The sequence below is a fragment of the Variovorax sp. DXTD-1 genome (assembly GCF_003984625.1).
GTDB lineage: Bacteria > Pseudomonadota > Gammaproteobacteria > Burkholderiales > Burkholderiaceae_C > Variovorax.
This window is the reverse complement of sequence record NZ_RWKH01000037.1, coordinates 1-20,483: the sequence shown is the minus strand read 5'-3', so window position 1 is coordinate 20,483 and position 20,483 is coordinate 1. Positions and strand designations below refer to the sequence as shown.

The 20,483-nt window shown below is 68.4% G+C and carries 22 protein-coding genes and 1 pseudogene; 8 read left to right on the top strand and 15 right to left on the bottom strand.

The features are described from left to right. Positions 1-241: 241 nt before the first annotated feature. Complete coding sequence (locus EJI00_RS24290) at positions 242-1,159, bottom strand: LysR family transcriptional regulator (protein ID WP_126750038.1); 918 nt, start codon at positions 1,157-1,159, stop codon at positions 242-244. Positions 1,160-1,259: 100 nt separating this feature from the next. On the opposite strand from EJI00_RS24290, the gene EJI00_RS24285 reads away from it, so the two are divergent. Both EJI00_RS24285 and aqpZ read left to right on the top strand, forming a co-directional pair. Further along, entirely contained in the window at positions 1,260-2,270 is a 1,011-nt protein-coding gene (locus EJI00_RS24285; RefSeq protein ID WP_126750037.1) for a zinc-dependent alcohol dehydrogenase family protein, read from the top strand. A gap of 174 nt (positions 2,271-2,444) precedes the next feature. Continuing rightward, positions 2,445-3,149, top strand: a complete 705-nt coding sequence (gene aqpZ / locus EJI00_RS24280) for an aquaporin Z (RefSeq protein WP_126750036.1) — start codon at positions 2,445-2,447, stop codon at positions 3,147-3,149. A gap of 6 nt (positions 3,150-3,155) precedes the next feature. Here the strand turns inward: aqpZ and EJI00_RS24275 are convergent, their stop codons facing one another. From EJI00_RS24275 to EJI00_RS24255, 5 genes are all read right to left on the bottom strand, one after another. Further along, entirely contained in the window at positions 3,156-3,494 is a 339-nt protein-coding gene (locus tag EJI00_RS24275) for a hypothetical protein (RefSeq protein ID WP_126750035.1), read from the bottom strand. A gap of 113 nt (positions 3,495-3,607) precedes the next feature. Beyond that, positions 3,608-5,011: a sensor histidine kinase gene (locus tag EJI00_RS24270; RefSeq protein WP_126750034.1), complete on the bottom strand. Its 1,404-nt coding sequence runs from the start codon at positions 5,009-5,011 to the stop codon at positions 3,608-3,610. Next, on the bottom strand, positions 5,008-5,664 hold the full coding sequence (locus EJI00_RS24265) for a response regulator transcription factor (protein WP_126750033.1): 657 nt from the start codon (positions 5,662-5,664) through the stop codon (positions 5,008-5,010). Before EJI00_RS24265 ends, EJI00_RS24270 begins: the two co-directional genes overlap by 4 nt. 129 nt (positions 5,665-5,793) lie before the next feature. Then, positions 5,794-6,900, bottom strand: coding sequence for a winged helix DNA-binding domain-containing protein (locus EJI00_RS24260; RefSeq protein WP_126750032.1), 1,107 nt, complete (start codon positions 6,898-6,900; stop codon positions 5,794-5,796). Positions 6,901-6,910: 10 nt separating this feature from the next. Next, entirely contained in the window at positions 6,911-7,735 is an 825-nt protein-coding gene (locus tag EJI00_RS24255) for a pseudouridine synthase (protein ID WP_126750031.1), read from the bottom strand. A gap of 94 nt (positions 7,736-7,829) precedes the next feature. Here EJI00_RS24255 and EJI00_RS24250 point away from each other — a divergent pair, with 94 nt between their 5' ends. The 4 genes from EJI00_RS24250 (at position 7,830) to EJI00_RS24240 (ending at position 10,839) form a co-directional block, all read left to right on the top strand. Beyond that, on the top strand, positions 7,830-8,969 hold the full coding sequence (locus EJI00_RS24250) for an MGDG synthase family glycosyltransferase (RefSeq protein WP_126750030.1): 1,140 nt from the start codon (positions 7,830-7,832) through the stop codon (positions 8,967-8,969). Beyond that, positions 8,966-9,457: a hypothetical protein gene (locus EJI00_RS24245; RefSeq protein WP_126750029.1), complete on the top strand. Its 492-nt coding sequence runs from the start codon at positions 8,966-8,968 to the stop codon at positions 9,455-9,457. The genes EJI00_RS24250 and EJI00_RS24245 overlap by 4 nt, the downstream gene beginning before the upstream one ends. Before the next feature lie 2 nt (positions 9,458-9,459). Then, positions 9,460-9,591, top strand: coding sequence for a hypothetical protein (locus EJI00_RS25525; protein ID WP_260590841.1), 132 nt, complete (start codon positions 9,460-9,462; stop codon positions 9,589-9,591). 117 nt (positions 9,592-9,708) lie between these two features. Beyond that, complete coding sequence (locus tag EJI00_RS24240) at positions 9,709-10,839, top strand: zinc-binding dehydrogenase (protein WP_126750028.1); 1,131 nt, start codon at positions 9,709-9,711, stop codon at positions 10,837-10,839. Positions 10,840-10,886: 47 nt separating this feature from the next. On the opposite strand, the gene kdpE is transcribed toward EJI00_RS24240, so the two are convergent. The 9 genes from kdpE to EJI00_RS25175 are packed head-to-tail and all read right to left on the bottom strand — an operon-like array spanning position 10,887 to position 19,524. Continuing rightward, positions 10,887-11,582: a two-component system response regulator KdpE gene (kdpE, locus tag EJI00_RS24235; protein ID WP_126750027.1), complete on the bottom strand. Its 696-nt coding sequence runs from the start codon at positions 11,580-11,582 to the stop codon at positions 10,887-10,889. Between the two features lie 4 nt (positions 11,583-11,586). Further along, the gene (locus EJI00_RS24230) at positions 11,587-14,343 is read right to left on the bottom strand and encodes a DUF4118 domain-containing protein (protein WP_126750026.1); all 2,757 of its coding nucleotides are present in this window, start codon (positions 14,341-14,343) and stop codon (positions 11,587-11,589) included. Positions 14,344-14,358: 15 nt separating this feature from the next. Continuing rightward, positions 14,359-14,493, bottom strand: coding sequence for a hypothetical protein (locus tag EJI00_RS25520; protein ID WP_260590840.1), 135 nt, complete (start codon positions 14,491-14,493; stop codon positions 14,359-14,361). Then, entirely contained in the window at positions 14,483-14,839 is a 357-nt protein-coding gene (locus tag EJI00_RS24225; RefSeq protein ID WP_126750025.1) for a hypothetical protein, read from the bottom strand. Before EJI00_RS24225 ends, EJI00_RS25520 begins: the two co-directional genes overlap by 11 nt. Before the next feature lie 11 nt (positions 14,840-14,850). Further along, positions 14,851-15,426, bottom strand: coding sequence for a potassium-transporting ATPase subunit KdpC (gene kdpC, locus EJI00_RS24220; RefSeq protein ID WP_126750024.1), 576 nt, complete (start codon positions 15,424-15,426; stop codon positions 14,851-14,853). 13 nt (positions 15,427-15,439) lie between these two features. After that, positions 15,440-17,539: a potassium-transporting ATPase subunit KdpB gene (kdpB, locus tag EJI00_RS24215; protein ID WP_126750023.1), complete on the bottom strand. Its 2,100-nt coding sequence runs from the start codon at positions 17,537-17,539 to the stop codon at positions 15,440-15,442. 11 nt (positions 17,540-17,550) lie between these two features. Continuing rightward, a complete protein-coding gene (gene kdpA, locus EJI00_RS24210) occupies positions 17,551-19,287 on the bottom strand; it encodes a potassium-transporting ATPase subunit KdpA (protein ID WP_126750022.1) in 1,737 nt (578 codons plus the stop codon). Between the two features lies 1 nt (position 19,288). Next, positions 19,289-19,387: a K(+)-transporting ATPase subunit F gene (kdpF, locus tag EJI00_RS24205; RefSeq protein WP_041943086.1), complete on the bottom strand. Its 99-nt coding sequence runs from the start codon at positions 19,385-19,387 to the stop codon at positions 19,289-19,291. Further along, entirely contained in the window at positions 19,384-19,524 is a 141-nt protein-coding gene (locus EJI00_RS25175) for a hypothetical protein (protein ID WP_185868204.1), read from the bottom strand. The genes kdpF and EJI00_RS25175 overlap by 4 nt, the downstream gene beginning before the upstream one ends. Before the next feature lie 177 nt (positions 19,525-19,701). Between EJI00_RS25175 and EJI00_RS24200 the strand changes: the two genes are divergently transcribed. Then, entirely contained in the window at positions 19,702-20,370 is a 669-nt protein-coding gene (locus EJI00_RS24200) for a helix-turn-helix transcriptional regulator (protein WP_126750021.1), read from the top strand. Between the two features lie 38 nt (positions 20,371-20,408). Beyond that, a pseudogene (locus EJI00_RS24195) lies at positions 20,409-20,483 on the top strand (superoxide dismutase [Fe]); the annotation flags it as partial.

The following is a 20,483-nucleotide window of genomic DNA, read 5'->3' as shown; positions in this document are numbered from 1 at the left end:
AAAAAATTCTAAGCCGGACAGCCTTGACCGCACGCCCGACCCGCCAACTCTGCGAGTTGGGGCTGGCGCCCCGAAAAACAATAGGCCGCGTTTCTTGCCAGGTGGGGCCCAGCACGTACTGGCGCCAGGAAGCCCGCGCATGCGGCAAGGCCTGCGACGTTCCTGATGGCAAAAGGGCGCATGCGTTCTCCGGCAAATGAATGGAATGGCAGCAAAGCCGCAGGATAGCGGGCAAAGCCGCTCAGCGGGCCGCCAGCAGCGGCGGCAGATGCTCCGCGAGCCAGTCGATCACCACCCGCGTCTTGTGCGGCAGGTAGCGGCTTTTGTGACGGATGACGTTGAGCTCGAAGCCGAAAGGCCTCGGCTCCTCGAACACGCGCACCAGCGTTCCCGCGGCCAGCGCTTCGGCGGCGAGCCACGCCGGCAGCCGCGACAGGCCCATGCCGCCAATGGCGGCTTCGAGCAGCACCTCGGCACTGTCGCAGCGCAGCCGCGAAGGCAGCACCACCTCGACGAGCCGGCCTTCGGCATCGTGAAAGCGCCAGGGCCAGATCTGCCCGTCGCGGGCATAGAACACCGCCTCGTGCGACGACGGAGCCGCCAGCTCGGCCACGCTTGCCGGGCGCTCGTGCGCCGCCAGATAGGCCGGCGCGGCGCACAGCACCATCCACTGCACGCCGACCGGCCGGGCCACCAGGTCGGCGGTATCGGGCAGCCCACCGCTGCGAATGGCAAGGTCGAGACCCTCCTCGGCCAGGTCCACGCGCCGGTCGTTGAATGAAAGCTCCAGCGAAAGTTCCGGATGCCGACGCGCGAGCGCGAGCAGCAGCGGGCCGACCTTCAGTCGCCCGAGCATCGCGGGCATGCTGAGGCGCACCAGCCCGGTCGCGGTGCAGCGCGCGGCATCGGCCATGGCCTCGGCGGCGTCGAGCTCGGCCAGCGCACGGCGGCAGCGCTCGTAGTAGCCGTGGCCTTCTTCGGTGAGGCTCTGGCTGCGCGTGGTGCGCAAAAAGAGCCGCGTGCCCAGCCGCGCCTCAAGCCGCGCAATGCTCTTGGCCACAGCGGAGCGCGTGACGTGCAGCCGCTGCGCAGCGAGCGCGAAGCTGCCGGCCTCCACGGCCGCGACAAATTCTTCTATGCCTTGGAGACGTTGACTCATTGGAGACTTTCAGGCGCCATGGAGTTGAAAATTATCCACCACTGGATAGATCGAATCGCCAATAGCATGAACAGCTCTTTGTTTTATGTGGAGTCTTTTCATGCAGGAACCTCAAGCGCTTCGCCGCTGGCAACTCTCTTCTTTTGGCAACGAGCACCTCGAACAGGTCGAGCGGCCGCTCCCCACGCCCGGGCCGGGCCAGATCCTCATGCGGGTGGGTGCGGTGTCGCTCAACTACCGCGACCTCCTGATGGTGCGCGACGGCATGGGCATGAAGTTCGACATGCCTTTCACGCCCGCCTCCGACATGGCCGGCACCGTGGTTGCCGCGGGCGCGGACGTGCGGCGGTTTGCCATTGGCGACCGCGTGGTCAACACTTTCTGGGGCGGATGGATCGACGGCCAGTGGACGGCCGATGCAGTGCTGGCCGGCGGGCCCGGACCGGGCATGCTGGCTTCGCACGTTCTCCTCGACGCCGCCTGGGCCGTGGCCGCGCCGGCCACGCTGGACTTCGCCGAAGCGAGCACGCTCCCCTGCGCCGGCCTTACGGCATGGTTCGCCTTGGCCGAAACGGGGGCGCTGCGGCCCGGCCAGACCGTGCTCATCCATGGCACGGGCGGCGTGGCGCTGTTCGGGCTGCAGATTGCGCGGCTGCATGGCGCGCGCACCATCGTGATCTCGGGCAGCGAAGACAAGCGCGCGCAGACGCTTGCCCTCGGCGCCACCCACGTGCTGATGCGAGACAGCGACTGGCCCGCCGAAGTGCGCCGCCTCACGCAAGGCCGCGGCGCCGACCATGTGCTCGAACTCTCGAGCGGTCCGAACCTCGATCGCTCCCTGCAGGCCGCTGCGCAAGGCGGGCGCGTATCGATCATCGGCATGCTCGGCGGCGAGACGCTGAGCGCTTCGTTCTATGCCATGGTGCTCGGCCGCACCACGGTGCAAGGCATTGGCGTGGGCCACCGCCGCGCCCTCGAAGACCTGGTGCGCGCCGTCGATGTGAATGCCCTCAAGCCCGTGATTGCGGCGCGCTACGCGTTCGATGCATTGCCCGATGCGCTCGACCACCTCGCGCGCGGCGCCTTCGGAAAGATCGTGGTCACGCTCTGAGACGCCCCGCTAGCCTGTTGCGAAACGCGTGTCAGAAACAAAAGATCGCTGATTTGTGAACAGGTTCCGATAGATGCAACAACATGCGTGACGCTTGTTGTTTCCATTCCTAGAATCCGCCCGCGCCATGGCTCAGGCCACGCATTTTTTCTAACAACTTGAGGATGGAACAACATGGAACATAGCACTTACAAAAAGTGGTCGGCCGAGTTCATTGGTACTTTTTGGCTCACGTTCGGCGGCTGCGGTAGTGCCGTTCTGGCCGCGGCCTTTCCGGGCCTCGGCATCGGCTTTCTGGGCGTCTCGCTGGCGTTCGGCCTCACGGTGGTGACCGGCGCCTATGCACTCGGCCCCATCTCCGGCGGCCACTTCAACCCCGCCGTCTCGATCGGCCTCGCGGCCGCGGGCCGCTTCAAGGCTTCGCAGCTCGCGGGCTACATCGTTGCGCAAGTGCTGGGCGCCATTGCAGCGGCCGGCGTGCTCTACCTGATTGCCACCGGCAAGCCCGGTGCCGACATCGGCGGCTTCGCCACCAACGGCTTCGGCGAGCACTCGCCCGGCAAGTACGGCATGACCGCCGCGCTGGTGTGCGAAGTGGTGCTGACCGCCGTGTTCCTGATCGTGATCCTCGGCTCCACCGCCAAGCGCGCAGCCGGTGGCTTCGCGGGCCTGGCCATCGGCCTGTGCCTCACGCTGATTCACCTGATCTCCATTCCGGTGACCAACACCTCGGTCAACCCGGCGCGCAGCACGGGCCCGGCGCTGTTCGGCCCGTCGTATGCGGTGTCGGAACTGTGGCTGTTCTGGCTCGCACCCATCGTGGGCGCGATCATCGGCGCGGTGATCTACCGCGCGCTGCTCAGCAACAACGACGACTGACGTTTATCAGCTGCCGCTGGCCGACTGCACCAGCGGCAGCGAGGTCGACTGGCCGATCGATTCGGTTCCGCTCGCATGAGAGGCCGCATACGCGCCGGCCTCTACATCGGACACCGGGATCGTCGAGTTCATGGCCGGGGCGCTGGTCGATTGGCCGATGGACTCGGTTCCGCCAGGCCGCGCGGCAGCCATTGCACCCGCAAGCACGTCGGGGTTCTCGGGCGAATTCATCTGCAACGGATGGTAGTCCGAGCCGTCGGTCGTTTCGGCCGACGCATGAACGGCACCCAGCGCCGCAAACGCGGCAAAGGAACCAAGGGCAAGAAGCTTGAAGGAAGTGCGCATGTGTGTGCTCCTGAATGGCGGTTGTCCCCGGCCGCGTGCCATCGCGCGAACTGCGCGTGGCAGGGCCTGAACGCACTCTAGGCAGCCGCACTGAGCTGGCGCTGAGCAATGAATTAGCTGGCAATGAGCGGGGCCGTCGGCGGCGACGGAAGATGCACTCGCGCCATCAGTCCCGAGCCACCCCCTTCCGCTTCGGCACGGTTGCACAGCTCGATGCGCAAGCCGTGCCGCTCGGCCGCCGTGCGCGCAATGGCCAGCCCCAGCCCGCTGCCGCCCGCAGGCGCGCCCGGCACGCGAAAGAAGCGGTCGAACACACGGCCGATCGAAGAGTCGGGAATGCCCGGCCCGTCGTCCAGCACGTCGACCACCGCGTGGCCGCCAACCTCATGCAGCCGCACATCGACCACGCCGCCTTCGGGCGCATAGCGCAGCGCGTTGTCGATCAGGTTGTCGAACACGCTGCGCAGCTCGGCGGCCGGCGCCCGCACCACGGGCGCAATCGATCCTTCGAAGCCGATGTCCACGCGGCGCGCATCGGCCAGCACCATCAACTGGCTCACGCTTTCGCGCAGCAGGGCTTCGATGTCGACCGGCTCGCCCGGCACGGGGCGGCCCGGTGCGTCTTGCCGCGAGAGGCTCAGCAACTGCTCGATGAGGTGCTGCGCGCGCGTGACGCCGGCTTCGAGCTGGTTGAAGCGCTCGGTGGCCTCGCCGGCGGGCACGTGCGCACGCAGGTTCTCGATCTGCAGGCCGATGGCAGCCATGGGCGTGCGCAGTTCGTGCGCCGCGTCTTGCACGAAGCGGCGTTGCGTGGCAAAGGCACTGCGCACGCGCGAGAGCAGGTGGTTGAAGGCCTGCACCAGCGGCGCGATCTCGTCCGGCACGCGGGCCAGCGAAAGATCGGTGAGGCTGCGCTCGTCCTGCGAGGCCACGTCGCGCGCCACCGCTCGCAGCGACCGCGAGGCCGCCGACACGATGAGCCAGAGAATCAGCAAGGCCAGCGGCAGCAGCAGCGCGATGGGCAGGCCTTCGAGCAGCGCGCGGCGCAGTGCCCGGCGCCGCCGGTAGTCTTCGTTCTGCAACACCTGCACGCGCGGCTGGTCGGCGCGCGGGCCGGGTTCGGCGGTGAACACGCGCCAGCGCGAATGCGTGTGCGCGCCGGTGCTCGCGTCGCTGAATCCCGGTCGCGGCTGCAGGGGCACCGCAGCCAGTGGCGGCCAGGAGCTTGAAAGCAGCGTGCGGCCATCGGCGCTCCATATCTGCACCACGAAGGCGCCGCGTGCAAAGGCGGCTTCGCCGTCGAGCGGGCGCGGAGCGCGAGGCGGATCGGTGCCCGCATGGGAATCGGCCACGAGACGCATCTGCTCGTCCAGCGCGTTGTGCACCAGGTCGCCATATGCCACGAAGGTGAACCACGCCGTGAGCGCGGCCGCGGCCACGTGCAGCGTGATGAGCCAGAACAGCAGCTGCGAGCGCAGCGAGCGGGGACGCCACCAGCGGCCCGGCATTGCGCTCATGCGACGACGCGCCATCCCAACCCGCGCACGTTGCGGATCGATTCCGCGCCGAGCTTGCGGCGCATGCCGTGGATCAGCACGTCGATGGCGTTGCTGGTCACTTCCTCGCCCCAGCCATAGATGCGGTTTTCGAGCTGCTCGCGCGAGAGGATGGCGCCGGGCCGCTCGAGCAATGCGTGCAGCAATGCAAATTCGCGGGCCGTGAGCGCCTCGCGCGTGCCGTGGATCACCACCTCGCGCGTGGTCAGATCGAGCTGCATCGCATTGCCGCCAATCAGCGAATGCGCGGCGCCATCACGCCGGCGCACCACCGCCCGCATGCGCGCCAGCAGCTCGCGGAATTCGAATGGCTTGCGCAGGTAGTCGTCCGCGCCAAGGTCGAGGCTGTGGATGCGGTCGTCCAGCCCGTCGCGCGCGGTGAGCACCAGCACCGGCGTGGCATCGCCGCGTTCGCGTGCGCGCCGCAGCACCTCGGTGCCGTCCTGCCGAGGCAGGCCCAGGTCGAGCAGCACGCAGGTGTAGCCGCCGTCGCCGAGCGCGCTTTGCGCCAGTTCGCCGTCGCGCACCCAGTCGGCCGACCAGCCCGCACCCTCGAGCGCCTGCTTCAGGCTGCGCCCGATCATCTCGTCGTCTTCCACCAGCAGCACACGCATCGTGTCGACTCCTTGGGCGGCAAGGTGGCACGCGATCGGGATGACCGGCAGTGCCTTGCGCCGTGGCGCAGCGTAGGGGCGGAGTCTTAGGCGAGTCTTAGGGCCTGTCAACGCTGCACTGGCAAAGGGTTACAGCACGCGTACCTCGTGCCGCTCGCCTTCGGTGTCCGCTGCAAAGGCCAGCAGGCGCATCGCCTCTTCCTGCGCGCCGAGCCGCTCGGCCTTCGACCATCGCGTGAAGGGCTCCAGCACCACCGTGGCCGCGTTTTTCGCACGCTCGATCTTCCAGATGCCGGCGACGAAGCCGTCGAGCAGCACCGTGCCGCGCACGATGCCGTTGACGGTGAACACCCGGGCACGGTGCGCCTCGCTCATCACGCGGCTGCGGTCGGCGTGCGAGAGCAGCAGGTTGTCCCATTCGGCGACCAGGCGCGGCGGCGCGGGCGTGTCGGGGTCGGGCCGTGGCGCGCGCGGCAGGTCGAACAGTTCCCGGCCCTGCTCGCCGGCGAACACGCGCAGCTGCGGCCCCAAGCGCTCGGCCACGGCCCTCCAGCCCGTGAGGCCCGACCATGCACCCGCATCGGCGAGCGTGGCGGGGCCGAAGGCCGCCAGGTAGCGCAGCAGCAGGTCGTCCTGCGTGGCGGGCGCCACATCGGCGGCGGATTCGCCGAGCCACTCTGCGATGGGCTGCAGTTGTGCGCTCTGGTGCGAGTTCCAACTGCCCGCCGGAGGCAGGTGCACCAGCGGTACGTTGTTGCGGATGAGTGCTGCGAGCGAAGCGGGCTCACGACCTTTCCATTGCAGCGCGAGTGCCTGCCCGAGTTCGGCACTGGCAAGCGGGCCTTCGCGCAGCAACGCCCACCCGGCCTTCACCACGGCCGCGTGGTCGATGCCTTCGAGCGCCCGCGCGTGGCTGCTGCCTCGCAATCCGCGCTGATGCACTGGCTCGAGCAGCGGCCGCCAGGCCAGCGCGTCGGATGCGGCCATCAGGTGCAGGGTCGCGCGCATCGTCGACATGCGCACGATGCGCCGCTTCTTCAGAGCCTCGGTCAGCTGTTCGCGCCGAAAGCCCTCGAGCCGGCTCCACAGGCCGATGTAAGGCGGGTTGGGCGCCTGCGCCTGCAGGCCCGCGAGCTTTTCGATGGCTTGCGTGACGGTCGCCCTGCGCCGCTCCAGCAGCATCTGCCGCGCCAGGGTGGCCCGGTTCAGCGCGCGCTGGCTCAGCACCACGGCCATTGGCAAGAACTCAGAACTTCTCGTGCGGGCCGAGGTAGCGCCACTGCCCCACGGGCAGGTTGCCGAGCATCACCTTGCCGATGCGCACGCGCTTCAGGCCCACCACCTTCAGGCCGACCAGCTCGCACATGCGGCGGATCTGGCGCTTCTTGCCCTCGGTGAGCACGAAGCGCAGCTGCTCGGGGTTCTGCCATTCGACGCGCGCTGGCTTGAGCGGCTGGCCGTCCAGGCTCAAGCCGTGGCGCAGTTTGGCGAGCATGGCCGGCGGGAAGACCGCCTGCACATTGGTCGTGACGGGATCGTCGTCGTCCATGCGCACCAGCTGCCCGGGGGGCGCGGGCTGGCCCAGGCCGTGGTAGGCCACGCGCACCAGGTATTCCTTCTCCATCACCGAGTCTTCGCCGATCAGCTGGCGCGCGATGCGCCCGTCCTGCGTCATGACCAGGAGGCCGATCGAATCGATGTCGAGCCGGCCGCACGGCGCAAGGCCGCGCAGCTGCTGGGGGCTGAAGAAGAAGCGCGCGTTGTCTTCGGCCCAGCGGTTCTGCGGCGTGAAGAGCGTCACCGCGGGCTCGTGGCCGTCCTCGGCCTGGCCGCTCACGTAGCCGATGGGCTTGTTGATCAGGATGGTGACCTGGTTCGCCTGCTGGCCCTTGGCGGCCTTGTCCACCTCGATGCGGTCGGACGGCGTGACCTTCACGCCCATTTCGGCCGGCTTGCCGTTCACCTTCACCCAGCCGTTGGCAATCCACTCATCGGCCTCGCGGCGCGAGCACAGGCCCAGCTCGGCCATGCGTTTGTTGAGTCGTACAGGTGCGGCGGGAGCGTCAGTCATGCCCGCATTTTCGCCCATGGTCGGTGTCGGCGGGATGTGTCGCATTGCATGGGGATAATGCGCGCCAATGGCCCGCCGACGGCCCCGGACCCGAATGACAAAAATCCTGATCCTCAGTGTGAGCGCCGGCAACGGCCATGTGCGCGCAGCGCAAGCCCTCGAAGCCGCCATGCAATCGGCCCCGCCGCACACGGCGGTCCACATCGATGCCATGGCACACGTGGCCGGCGGTTTCCGCAAGGTGTACACCGACTGGTACATCCAGCTCGTGAACCGCGCGCCGGAGCTGTGGTCTTACCTGCACCAGCGCGCCGACGCCACGCCGCACCACGCGCCCTCGCAGCGGCTGCGGCGGGGCATCGAGCGGCTGAGCACCGGGGCCCTGGTGCGCGAGATTCGCCGCGAGAAGCCCGACGCCGTGATCTGCACCCACTTTCTGCCGGCCGAACTGCTGATGCGCGAGCGCAACCGTGGACGCATCGACTTTCCGGTGTGGCTGCAGATCACCGACTACGACCTGCACAACATGTGGCTGGTGCCGGGCATGGCGGGCTACCTGGCCGCCACGGAAGAGGTGGCCTTCAGGCTGCGGGCGCGCGGCATTCCCGCCGAACGCATTCACGTAACGGGCATTCCCGTCATGCCGGCTTTCTCGGAACCCGATGCACCGGCGCTCGCGCGCGATGCCTGCGCCGCGGCGCTCGGCCTCGACCCCGCGCGGCCCGTGCTGCTGATGGCCTCGGGCGGTGCGGGTGTCGGAGACCTGCCGAGCATGGTCGAACGCGTGCTTCAGCTCGGCGGCGACAGCGGCTTCCAGGTCATTGCCGTGGCGGGCCGCAATGCCGAGGCGCACGTCAGGCTCCAGGCGGTGGCCGCCCGCCATCCCGGCCGCGTGGTGGCCATCGGCTTCACGAATGAGATGCACAAGCTCATGGCCGCGGCCGACCTGGTGGTGACCAAGCCGGGCGGGCTCACGGTGTCGGAGTGCCTCGCGCTCGGCAAGCCGATGCTGCTGATATCGCCGATTCCGGGCCAGGAAGAGCACAACGCCGGCTTTCTCATGGAAGAAGGCGCGGCCTGGCTCGCCTACGACGCGATCGGCCTCGACTACAAGGTGGCGCGGCTGATGGCCGACCCCGCCAAGCTGGCCGACATGGCCCGCCGCAGCCGCGCGCTCGGCAAGCCGCGCGCGGCGGCCACGGTGCTGCAGCGCGTCTTGGGTGAAGCAGCATGAGCGGCGCCACGGAGAAAACGGGCGTGGCCCGCACCATCGGCTACCTGGCCTGGGTGGTCGTGATGGCCTTCTTTTTTGCGAATGCCGAAATCCAGATCGAAGGCGGCGCGGGCTGGGCCACGTCGCTGCCCACCTGGCGCATCGAGAACAACATCTGGCTCGACATCTTCTGGGGCGGGCGCGCGATGACCGGCTATCACGCCTGGGTGTTCACCTTCATGGCACTGGTGTTCTTTGCGCCCTTGGCCTTCAATGGGCGCTGGACCTGGCGCGACGTGGGCCTGGCCGTTGCGGGCTTGATCGTGTTCTGGATCTGCGAAGACTTCCTGTGGTTCATCATCAACCCGGCCTTCGGCTGGGCACGCTTCAATCCGGTCGATGCGTTCTGGCACAAGCACTGGGTCTGGGGCGCGCCGGTCGACTACTGGGGCGGCCTGGCGGTGGCCTTGCTGATCCTGGTGACGCGGCACTGGCGGCGCGCGAAATGAGCATGAAGCGCGCAAAACGCAAGGACCGCGACGACAGTGCCGCGGCGCACGCCGTGCCGTGCCCGGGGCACTGGGCCGATCCGCTCGGCACGCTCCAGAGAAGATGCGCCATGCGCTGGACCACGCGCCGGTGATTCCCGCGGTGTCCTGAAGGCGCCTGCAGACTTCGCGGGCCGCTTCTATACTGGCCGCCCCGTGGCCTTGGGGCCACCTTCGAACAGACCCTTCTCCGGGGTCGCAAGGGGCTCATCATGGCACTGCAACTGCGCTCGCTCATCCGCGCGAACGGCGAACTCGAACTCTCGCTGCACGACGAGCCGGTGCCCGAACCGCAGCCGCACGAAGTGGTGATCCGCGTCGAGGCGTCGCCCATGAACCCGTCGGACCTGGGCCTGCTGTTCGGCGCGGCCGACATGAGCACCGCCAAGGTCTCCGGCACGCCGGAGCGGCCGATCGTGACGGCCACCGTGCCCGAGCGCGGCATGCCCATGATGGCCGGGCGGCTGGACCAGTCGATGCCGGTCGGCAACGAAGGCGCCGGCGTGGTGGTGAAGGCCGGTTCGTCGGCCGCGGCGCAGGCGCTGCTCGGCAAGACGGTGGCCGCGATCGGCGGTGCCATGTATTCGCAATACCGCGCCGTGGCAGCCGTCCAGTGCCTCGAGCTGCCCGCAGGCACCGCCCCGGCCGAAGGCGCATCGTGCTTCGTGAACCCGCTCACCTCGCTCGGCATGGTCGAGACGATGCGGCGTGAGGGCCACAAGGCGCTGGTGCACACGGCCGCGGCATCCAACCTGGGGCAGATGCTCAACAAGATTTGCCAGAAGGACGGCATCGACCTGGTCAACATCGTGCGCAAGCCCGAACAGGAGGCGCTGCTGCGCGGCATCGGCGCAAAGTACGTGTGCAACGCGACATCGCCCAGCTTTCTTGAAGACCTGACGCAGGCCCTGGTCGAAACAGGCGCCACGCTGGCCTTCGACGCCACCGGCGGCGGCAAGCTCGCGGGGCAGATCCTCGGCTGCATGGAAGCGGCGCTGAACCGCACCGCCAAGGAATACAGCCGCTACGGCTCGACCACGCACAAGCAGGTCTACATCTACGGCGGCCTCGACCGCTCGCCGACGGAGTTTGTGCGCAACTTCGGCATGGCGTGGGGCATGGGCGGGTGGCTGCTGTTTCCGTTCTTGCAGAAGCTGGGGGATGAGGGGGTGCAGCGGTTGAAGGCGCGGGTGGTCGCGGAGTTGAAGACCACCTTTGCGAGCCACTACACGCGGGAGGTTTCGTTGTTCGAGACGCTGCAGCTGGATGCGATTGGGGTGTATGGCAAGCAGGCTACGGGGGAGAAGTTCCTGTTGAATCCGAACAAGGGCATCGCTGCCTGATTTCTTCTTGCGGTCAGCGGTGACGTGAATGCCGCGGCCCTCACCGGCTAAACCACCAACCGATACCCCACCGCAGTCTCCGTCAGCAGATGCCGAGGCTGCGCCGGGTCCGCCTCCAGCTTCTGCCGCAGATGCCCCATATAGATGCGCAAGTAGTGGCTCTGGTCCGTGTGCGACGGCCCCCACACTTCGCGCAGCAGCTGGCGCTGCGTGAGCACGCGGCCTGCGTTGGCAACCAGCACGGACAGCAGCCGGTACTCGGTAGGCGTCAGGTGCACTTCGGCCCCGGCACGGCGCACGATACGCGCGGCGCGGTCCAGTTCGATCTCGCCGAAGCGGAAGACCGCTTCGGCCGGTTCTTCGCTGCCGCCCGCCGCACGCGGGCGGCGCAGGTTGGCGCGCACGCGTGCCAGCAGTTCGCCGGTGCCGAAGGGCTTGGTGATGTAGTCGTCGGCGCCCGCATCGAGCGCGGCGATCTTGTCGGCCTCGTCGGAGCGGGCAGAAAGCACGATGATCGGCACCGCCGACCAACCGCGCACATCGCAAATCAACGACACGCCGTCGCCGTCGGGCAGGCCGAGGTCGAGCACCAGCAGGTCGGGCTGACGCGTGCCGGCCGCAGCCAGGCCGTCGCGCAGCGTGCCGGCCTCATGCACCAGCCAGCCCTCGGCCTCGAGCGCGCCGCGCACAAAGCGGCGGATCTGCGGCTCGTCTTCGATCACGATGGCGGTGGGGGATGGCATGGCTTCAGAGTTGCGCTTCGGCCGGTTCGGGCGGCTCGCGGCGTGGCAGGGTAACGGTGAATTCTGCACCGCCGCCCAGCGCATTGGCCGCCGTGATCTCGCCGCCATGCGCGCTCACCACCGCGCGGCAGATCGCAAGGCCCAGCCCCACGCCCGGCGTGGCCGATTCGGACTCACCGCGCGTGAACTTGTCGAACAGCTTCTGCTCACGACCCAGCAACGCGGCGGGCAGGCCGGGGCCGTGGTCGCGCACCGTGAGCACCAGCGTGCCGGGCTCGGCGCGCGCGCCCACGACGATGGGCGGGGCGCCGTACTTGGTGGCGTTCTCCAGCAGGTTGACGAGCACGCGCTCGATCAGCACCGCGTCGAATTCGACCAGCGGCAGCTCCGCATCGAGCGCAGTCTGCACGACGGCGCCGCCCAGCGACGTGCGCGCCGCACGGATGGACGAGCCCACGACCTCCTCGACCGATTGCCAGTCGCGCCGCAGGTTCACCGCACCCCCGGCGATGCCGCTTTCCAGACGCGCCATGTCCAGCAGGTTGTTGACCAGCGCATGCAGCTCGTGCGCCTGCGCGACGATGGCACGCGCCGCGTTGCCGTGCTCCTCGGGCGGCAGCGTCTGCAGAGATTCGGCCAGCGCGATCAGCGCGGTGAGCGGCGTACGCACGTCGTGCGAGATCGCGCCGAGCAGCGCATTGCGCAAACGCTCCGACTCCATCTCGACCACGGCCTGCTGCGCCACTTCGACGTAGTGCACGCGCTCCAGCGCGATCGCGATCTGCCGCGCGAGCGTTTCGAGCTGCTGCGCCTGCTCCGGAATCAGCAGCCAGCGCGGCTGCGCGGGCGACAGCGCGAGCACGCCGCGCACGCGCATCGGCGCCTGCAGCGGCACGTAGTGCCACGGCTGCGCTGCCAGCGTGGCGGTCGCAAGGCCCGCGGGCTGGCCGTGGCGAAAGGCCCAGTCGGCCACCTGTGCATCGAAACCCTCGGGCGGCTCCTTCGGCAGCACCAACTGGTCGGCCGGGTCCGTCACCAGCACCAGCGCATGGCCGCCGAAGTGGCCCTGCACGGCGGCCGCACCGAGCGTGACAACCTGTGTGCTCTCCAGCGCTGCCGAGAGCTCGCGCGTGAGCTCGAACAGCGAGCGCGCACGCCGTTCGCGGCTGGTCGATATGCCGGCCGCAAAGCGCAGCCCCGCAGTGAGTTGCCCCACCAGCAGCCCGACGCCCAGCATGATCGCGAAGGTCAGCACGTACTGCACGTCGCTCACCGCAAACGAAAGCTGCGGCGGCACGAAGAAATAGTCGAAGGCCGCGACGTTGAGCAGCGCCGCCAGCGCAGAGGGGCCTCGCCCGAAGCGCATCGCGACCCCGACCACGCCTAGCAGGAACAGCATCACGATGTTCGCGAGTTCGAGCACGCCGGCCAGCGGCGTGCAGGCCAGCGTGAGCGCCACGCTGGTGGCCGTGGCCCAGGCGTAGCCGGGCCAGTGGATGGGCGCGTTCTCGTGATCGTCGTTATCGGCACGCGGTATGTTGAACGGCGTGCGCCCCAGGCGGCGCGCGCTGTCGACGCGGCCGACCTCCATGATGTCGAGCGCGGGCGCGCGTTGCGCCAGCGCGCGCGGCAGCGGCACCGCCGCGGCGGGCAACCAGCGGCGCCAGCCGCTCGCGGTCTCCGAACGCCCCATCACGAGCGTGGCGCAGTTGAGCCTGCGGGCCTGCTCGGAAAGTTGCTCGGCCACGTCGGAACCGGTGAGCACCGCGGTGGCCGCACCCAGTTCCTCGGCGAGCTTGAGCACCGCGAGAATGCGGTCGCGCTCTTCGGCGGCCAGGCGCTGCAGCCGCGGCGTCTCGACGTAGGCCGCGTGCCAGCGCACGTTCAGCTGCCCCGCAAGCCGCGCCGCGGTGCGCACCGTCTGCGCGGCGCCTTCGTGCGGCCCGACGCACGCGAGGATCGCCCCCGAGGTGTTCCAGGCCTGCAGCGCGCCGCCATTTCCATCTTTTCCATTGCGGCCGGCCGCGCCAGACTGCTCGACCCGCCAGCCGCGCACATCGTCTTCCACATGCTCGGCGGTGCGGCGCAGCGCAATTTCGCGCAGCGCAATCAGGTTGCCCTTGCGGAAGAAGTTCTGCGCGGCGCGTTCGGCCTGCTGCGGCAGGTACACCTTGCCGGCCGCGAGCCGCGCCGTGAGCTCGTCGGGCGTGACGTCGACCAGCACCACCTCGTCGGCCTCGTCGAGCACGGTGTCGGGCACCGTCTCATGCACGCGCACGCCGGTGATCGCGCCGACGGTGCCGTTGAGGCTCTCCAGGTGCTGCACGTTGAGCGCCGACCACACCTCGATGCCGGCGGCCAGCAGCTCCTGCACGTCCTGCCAGCGCTTGGCGTGGCGCGAGCCGGGCGCGTTGGTGTGGGCGAGTTCGTCGACCAGCAGCACGGCGGGCTTGCGCGCGAGGGCAGCGTCGAGATCGAACTCGGCGAGCGTGCGGCCGCGGTAGTCCAGTTCGCGCATCGGCAGGGTGTCGAGCCCCGCGAGCAGCGCGGCGGTTTCGCTGCGGCCGTGGGTTTCGACCACGCCGATGAGCACGTCGCGCCCCGCGGGGCGCTCGCGCTGGGCGGCGCTCAGCATCGCCCAGGTCTTGCCCACGCCCGCGCTGGCACCGAAGTAGATGCGCAGCTTGCCGCGAAGCGCACGCGCCTCGTCGTTGCGCAATTGCGCAAGCAGGGCGTCGGGGTCGGGGCGGGTGTCGGGCATGGATGGCTGCGCAGGTTAGCGCATCGGGCCGCGCTTGCGGCGCCTGGTCTCGTGCCGCCGCGCCGTGCGCGGGAGCACCCACCAGGCAAAGCCCAGCGGCATGATGAGCGCCACGAGCGCCAGCAGTATGTGGAAAAGGTCAGTGACCATCGCGCAGGCCGCAGCGGGCCAGGTGCTCGCGCCAGCTCACGAGCCGGCCGATCTCGCCCGAGGGCACGCACTCGATCAGGCGGTGCAGCACCTCGGCGTAGCTCGTGATGGGCAGGCGGACCATCAGGCGCACGCAGGGCGCATCGCTCTCTTGCGAGCAGACGGCGTGCAGCAACGGCTCGCAGCGCACCACGCCCGCATCGGGGCAGCCCGCGATGCTGCCGCGCACACGCAGCGCGTCGGCGCAGCAGACGGTGACGTCGAGCACGTGGAACGAGCCCGTGGCGGTCACGGGCGCGTGCATTCGCAACGTGCCGGGGTGTTCACGGTAAGCGGCATAGGCCATGGTTTTTCTCCTCAGCGCATCGAAGCATCGAGCGCGAGATTCAGTGCGAGAACGTTGACGCGAGATTCGCCAAGCACACCCCAGAGTGCGCCTTGCGTGTTCTTTTCGATCAGCGCATTGATCTGTTCGACCGGCACCCCGCGCACGCGCGCGACGCGGGCCGCCTGGTACTGCGCTGCGGCGGGGCTGATGTCGGGATCGAGTCCGCTGGCCGAAGCCGTGACAAGGTCGACCGGCACCGGCGCGGTGTTGCCCGGGTCCGCGGCGCGAAGGGCTTCGACACGGGCCTTGACCGCGTCGGCCAGCGCCGGATTGAGCGGGCCGAGGTTCGAGCCGCCCGAAGCACTGGCGTTGTAGGGCTGCGGCGCGGTGGCCGAGGGCCGGCCCCAGAAGTGCTTCGGGTCGCTGAAGTTCTGGCCGATGAGACTGGAGCCCACGACGGTTCCGCCCTGCACGGCCAGGCTGCCCGCGGCCTGCGACGGAAACAGCGCCTTGGCGGCGCCAGTCACGGCCAATGGGTAGACCAGGCCGGTGAGCACGCTCAGGAGCGTGAAGAGCACGAGCGCGGGACGAACGATGTTGTTCATGATGAAGAACTCCTCAGACGAGATGGACGGCCACGAGCAGCCAGTCGATCAACTTGATGCCGATGAAGGGAACGAGCAGGCCGCCAAGCCCGTAGATGGCCAAATTGCGGCGCAACAGCGCGGCCGCACCCACCGGCCGGTAGCGCACGCCCTTGAGCGCGAGCGGAATCAGGAACACGATGACCAGCGCGTTGAAGACCACCGCCGACAAGATGGCCGATGACGGGCTCGCGAGGCGCATCACATTGAGCGCGCCCAATTGCGGATAGGTCGAGACGAAGATGGCCGGAATGATCGCGAAGTACTTCGCCACGTCGTTGGCGATGGAGAAGGTGGTGAGCGAACCGCGCGTCATGAGCAGCGCCTTGCCGGTCTCCACCACCTCCAGCAGCTTGGTCGGGTTCGAATCCAGGTCGACCATGTTGCCGGCCTCCTTGGCGGCCTGCGTGCCGCTGCCCATGGCCACGGCCACGTCGGCCTGCGCAAGCGCGGGGGCGTCGTTGGTGCCGTCACCGGTCATCGCGACGAGCCGGCCTTCGGCCTGGTACTTGCGGATCAGCGCCAGCTTGTCCTCCGGCGTGGCTTCGGCGAGGAAGTCGTCCACGCCCGCCTCGGCCGCGATGGCCGCCGCAGTGAGCTTGTTGTCGCCGGTGATCATCACCGTCTTGATGCCCATGCGGCGTAGCTCGGCAAAGCGCTCCTTGATGCCAGTCTTGACGATGTCCCTGAGCTCGACCACGCCGAGCACGCGGTTGCCTTCGGACACGGCCAGCGGCGTGCTGCCGCGGCGCGCGGTTTCCTCGGCGGCGCGCAACATCTCGGCCGGCACGCTGCCGCCCAGCGATTCGACATGCCGGCGGATCGCGTCGACGGCGCCCTTGCGCAGCAGCACGACGTCGGAATCGAGGCTGTTGGGAGCAGCCGGCAAATCGGCGCCGCTCATGCGGGTCTGCGCGGTGAACTGCACGAAGCGTGCACCTTCCGCGGCCGTGGCTTCGAGTCCGTCGCGGCGCGCCAGTTCGACGATGCTGCGGCCCTCCGGTGTTTCGTCCGCCAGCGAGGCGACCATCGCGGCACGGGCCAGGCGAGCCTTGGTCACGCCCGGCGCAGGCAGGAACGCGCTCGCCTGGCGGTTGCCGTGCGTGATGGTGCCGGTCTTGTCGAGCAACAGCACGTCGACGTCACCGGCCGCTTCCACGGCGCGGCCCGAGGTGGCGATGACGTTGGCCTGCATCATGCGGCTCATGCCGGCCACGCCCACGGCCGAGAGCAGGCCGCCGATGGTGGTGGGAATCAGGCACACCAGCAGCGCCACCAGCGCGGTGAGCGACACCACGGTGCCGGCGCCCGCCGCCTCCACGCTGAACACCGAGAACGGCAGCAGCGTGACCGTGACCATCAGGAACACGAGCGTGAGCGCCACCAGCAGGATGGTGAGCGCAATCTCGTTGGGCGTCTTGTGGCGCTTGGCGGCTTCGACCATGCCGATCATGCGGTCGAGGAACGATTCGCCTGGGTTGACCGAGATACGCACCACCAGCCAGTCGGACAGCACGCGCGTGCCGCCGGTCACGGCCGAGAAGTCGCCGCCCGATTCGCGCACCACGGGCGCCGATTCGCCGGTGATGGCGCTTTCGTCGACCGAGGCCACGCCTTCGATCACCTCGCCGTCGAGCGGGATCACGTCGCCGGTCTCGACCAGCACAACGTCGCCCTTGCGCAGGTTGGGCGCCTGCTCAGGGAGCCACTGGCCACCGTGATGGGGTTCGGCCAGCTTCTTGGCCCAGGTGTCCTTGCGAAGACCGCGCAGCGAAGCGGCCTGCGCCTTGCTGCGGCCCTCGGCCAGTGCTTCGGCAAAGTTCGCGAACAGCACGGTGAACCACAGCCACACGGTAATGGCCAGCACAAACGCGGGCTTCATGCCGGTGTCGCCCGGAAAGCTCAGCGAATGCACCCAGAGCAGCGTGGTGAGGATGCTTCCGATGTACACGATGAACATCACCGGGTTGCGCCACTGCGTGCGCGGATCCAGCTTGGCGAAGGCGCCCCACAGCGCAGGCTTCACCAGCGCAGCGTCGAGCAGCGAGAGAGAGGTTTTTGTATTGGCAGTCATGGTGCGCTCCTTCATTTCCAGAGCACGAGGTGTTCGACCACCGGCCCAAGGGCCAGTGCCGGCACGTAGTTGAGCAAGCCGACCAGCAGCACGGTGCCGATCAGCAACGAGACGAACAGCGGGCCGTGCGTGGGCAGCGTGCCACCGGTGACGGGCAGGCGCTGCTTGGCCGCGAGCGAACCGGCAATGGCCAGCACCGGCACGATCATCGCGAAGCGGCCGAGCCACATCGCAAGCCCGAGCAGGCCGTTGTAGAACGGCGTGTTGGCGGACAAGCCCGCGAAGGCGCTGCCGTTGTTGTTGGCGGCCGAGCTCAGCGCGTAAAGGATTTCGGAGAAGCCGTGCGCACCGGGGTTCGCGATGCCGGCCTTGCCCGCGCCCGTCATCACCGCCACTGCCGTACCGGCCAGCACCAGCACGGGCGTGACCAGGATGGCGATGGAGATCAGCTTCATCTCGCGCACCTCGATCTTCTTTCCGAGGTACTCGGGCGTCCGGCCGATCATCAGCCCCGCGATGAACACCGCGAGCATGGCGAAGATCAGCATGCCGTAGAGGCCGCTGCCCACGCCGCCGAACACCACCTCGCCCAGCTGCATCAGCACCATGGGCACCATGCCGCCAAGCGGTGTGAAGGAGTCATGCATGGCATTGACCGCGCCGCACGACGCCGCGGTGGTCACGGCCGCGAAGAGCGCCGATGCGTCGATGCCGAAGCGCACCTCCTTGCCTTCCATGTTGCCGCCGCTTTGCAGCGCGCTCGCCGCCTGGTCGACCCCCAGCGAAGCGAGCAGCGGATTGCCGGCATGTTCGGCGGAAATGACGGCCACCACGGCAATGACGAACATCACCGTCATTGCCGCAAGCACGGCCCACCCTTGCCGCATGTCGCCGACCACGCGGCCGAATGCGAAGCACAGCGCCGCCGGAATCAGAAAGATCGCGATCACCTGCAGCAGGTTGCTGAGGGCGGTCGGGTTTTCATACGGATGCGCCGAGTTGGCGTTGAAAAAGCCGCCGCCGTTGGTGCCGATCATCTTGATGGCCTCCTGCGACGCGACAGGGCCCATGGCGAGCGTCTGCGTTTGCGGCTGCATGCCGGCAGTGGCCTCTACCGTTTGCACGGCCTTGTAGGCGTCGAAGTTCTGGATCACGCCCTGCCCCGCGAAGGCCACCGCCAGCACGAACGACAGCGGCACCAGCAGCCACAAGGTGATGCGCGTGATGTCGGCCCAGAAGTTGCCGACCAGGCCACGGCTCTTGCCGTCGCCCCGGCGCGCAAATCCGCGCACCAGCGCAAAGGCCACCGCAATGCCGGTGGCGGCCGAGAAGAAGTTCTGCACCGTGAGCCCGAGCATCTGCGTGAGATAGCTCATCGTCGATTCACCGCCGTAGCCCTGCCAGTTGGTGTTGGAGACAAAGCTCACCGCGGTGTTGAAAGCCGAGTCGGGCGATACGGCCCCCATGCCCGCCGGGTTGAGCGGCAGCCAGCCCTGCAGGCGCTGCAGCGCGTAGAGAAAGATCGCGCCAACGGCATTGAAGGCCAGCAGCGCGAACGCATAGCGCAGCCAGTGCATCGATTGCTCGGGCGTCGTGCCCGCGAGCTTGTAGAGCGGCGCCTCGATGCGCTGCATCCAGCGCGGCAGGCGCCCGTCGCACAGCGCGGCAAGAAACTTGCCGACCGGCCATGCCAGCAGCACCAGTACTGCGAGAAAGAGGGCCAGCAAAGTCCAGGCGGAGGCGGTCATTTCAGAACTCCTCCGCGCAGATCAGCGCGAACACCAGGTAGGCGAAGAGGACGACGGCAATCAATGCGCCGAAGCCGTAGAGCGCTTCGAGGCTGATCATGGCCGCTCTCCTTCGCCCGTGTTCAGCTCATTCGACGCATTCATGGCGCCCGGCCCTTCGAGCCGGTTCAGCCCGAAGGCCATGGCCGCCAATGCGGCCCACAGCGCCAGCAAGGCGCCCATCCAGACGAAATCCATTCATTGCTCCTGCAGCGAAACCAAGGCATCGAGTCTCGGCAGGCGCCCGTAAAAACGGGGAACAGAGTCGACGGGGCCGCATAAAGAAACCGTAAAGACGTCCCGCCTTTCGCAAGGCGCTCGACAGCGAATGCACAGTCATTCAATAATCAAAGCCAGACCTGTGAAATAAAAAGGATGACCACCCGCCCCCTCGACCTGAAGCCCGCCTGGACGCCGCACCAGCCGGCGGACCGCATCCTGTCCACGCTCAAGACCCGCGGCGCGCTCGGCATTCCCGACATTGCCAAGGTGCTCGACGTGACGGTGGAGGCGGTGCGCCAGCAGATGGTCAAGCTGCAGTCCGATGGGCTGGTCGACGCCGAAAGCCGGCCGGCGGGCCGCGGCAGGCCGACGCAGATATGGCGGCTGACGGGCGCCGGGCACGCACGCTTTCCCGACACGCATGCCGAGATGACGGTGCAGATGATCAGCGCCGTGATCACCGTGTTCGGAGAGAAGGGCATGGACCAGCTCATCGGCGCGCGCGAAGAAGCCATGCGCGCCAACTATCGCGAGGCGATGCTGGGCGCGCGCAGCCTGAAGACGAAGCTCGAACGGCTCGCCGAGATCCGCAGCCGCGAAGGCTACATGGCCGAGTTCCGGCCCGAGGGCGAGGGCTTTCTCTTCATCGAGAACCATTGCCCCATCTGCACCGCGGCGCGGGCCTGCACGGGCTTTTGCCGCAGCGAACTGCAGCTCTTCGAAGAAGTGCTGGGAACCGACGCGAGCGTGAGCCGCGTCGAGCATGTGCTTGCGGGCGCGCGGCGCTGCGCCTACCAGGTGAGCCCCAGAAACGCGCCTTGATTCCGACTGTTTTCAAAACCCGAAAGGAAAGACCCACCATGGAACACACCCTCCCACCCCTGCCCTACGCCCTCGACGCGCTGGCACCCGAGTACTCGAAGGAAACCCTCGAA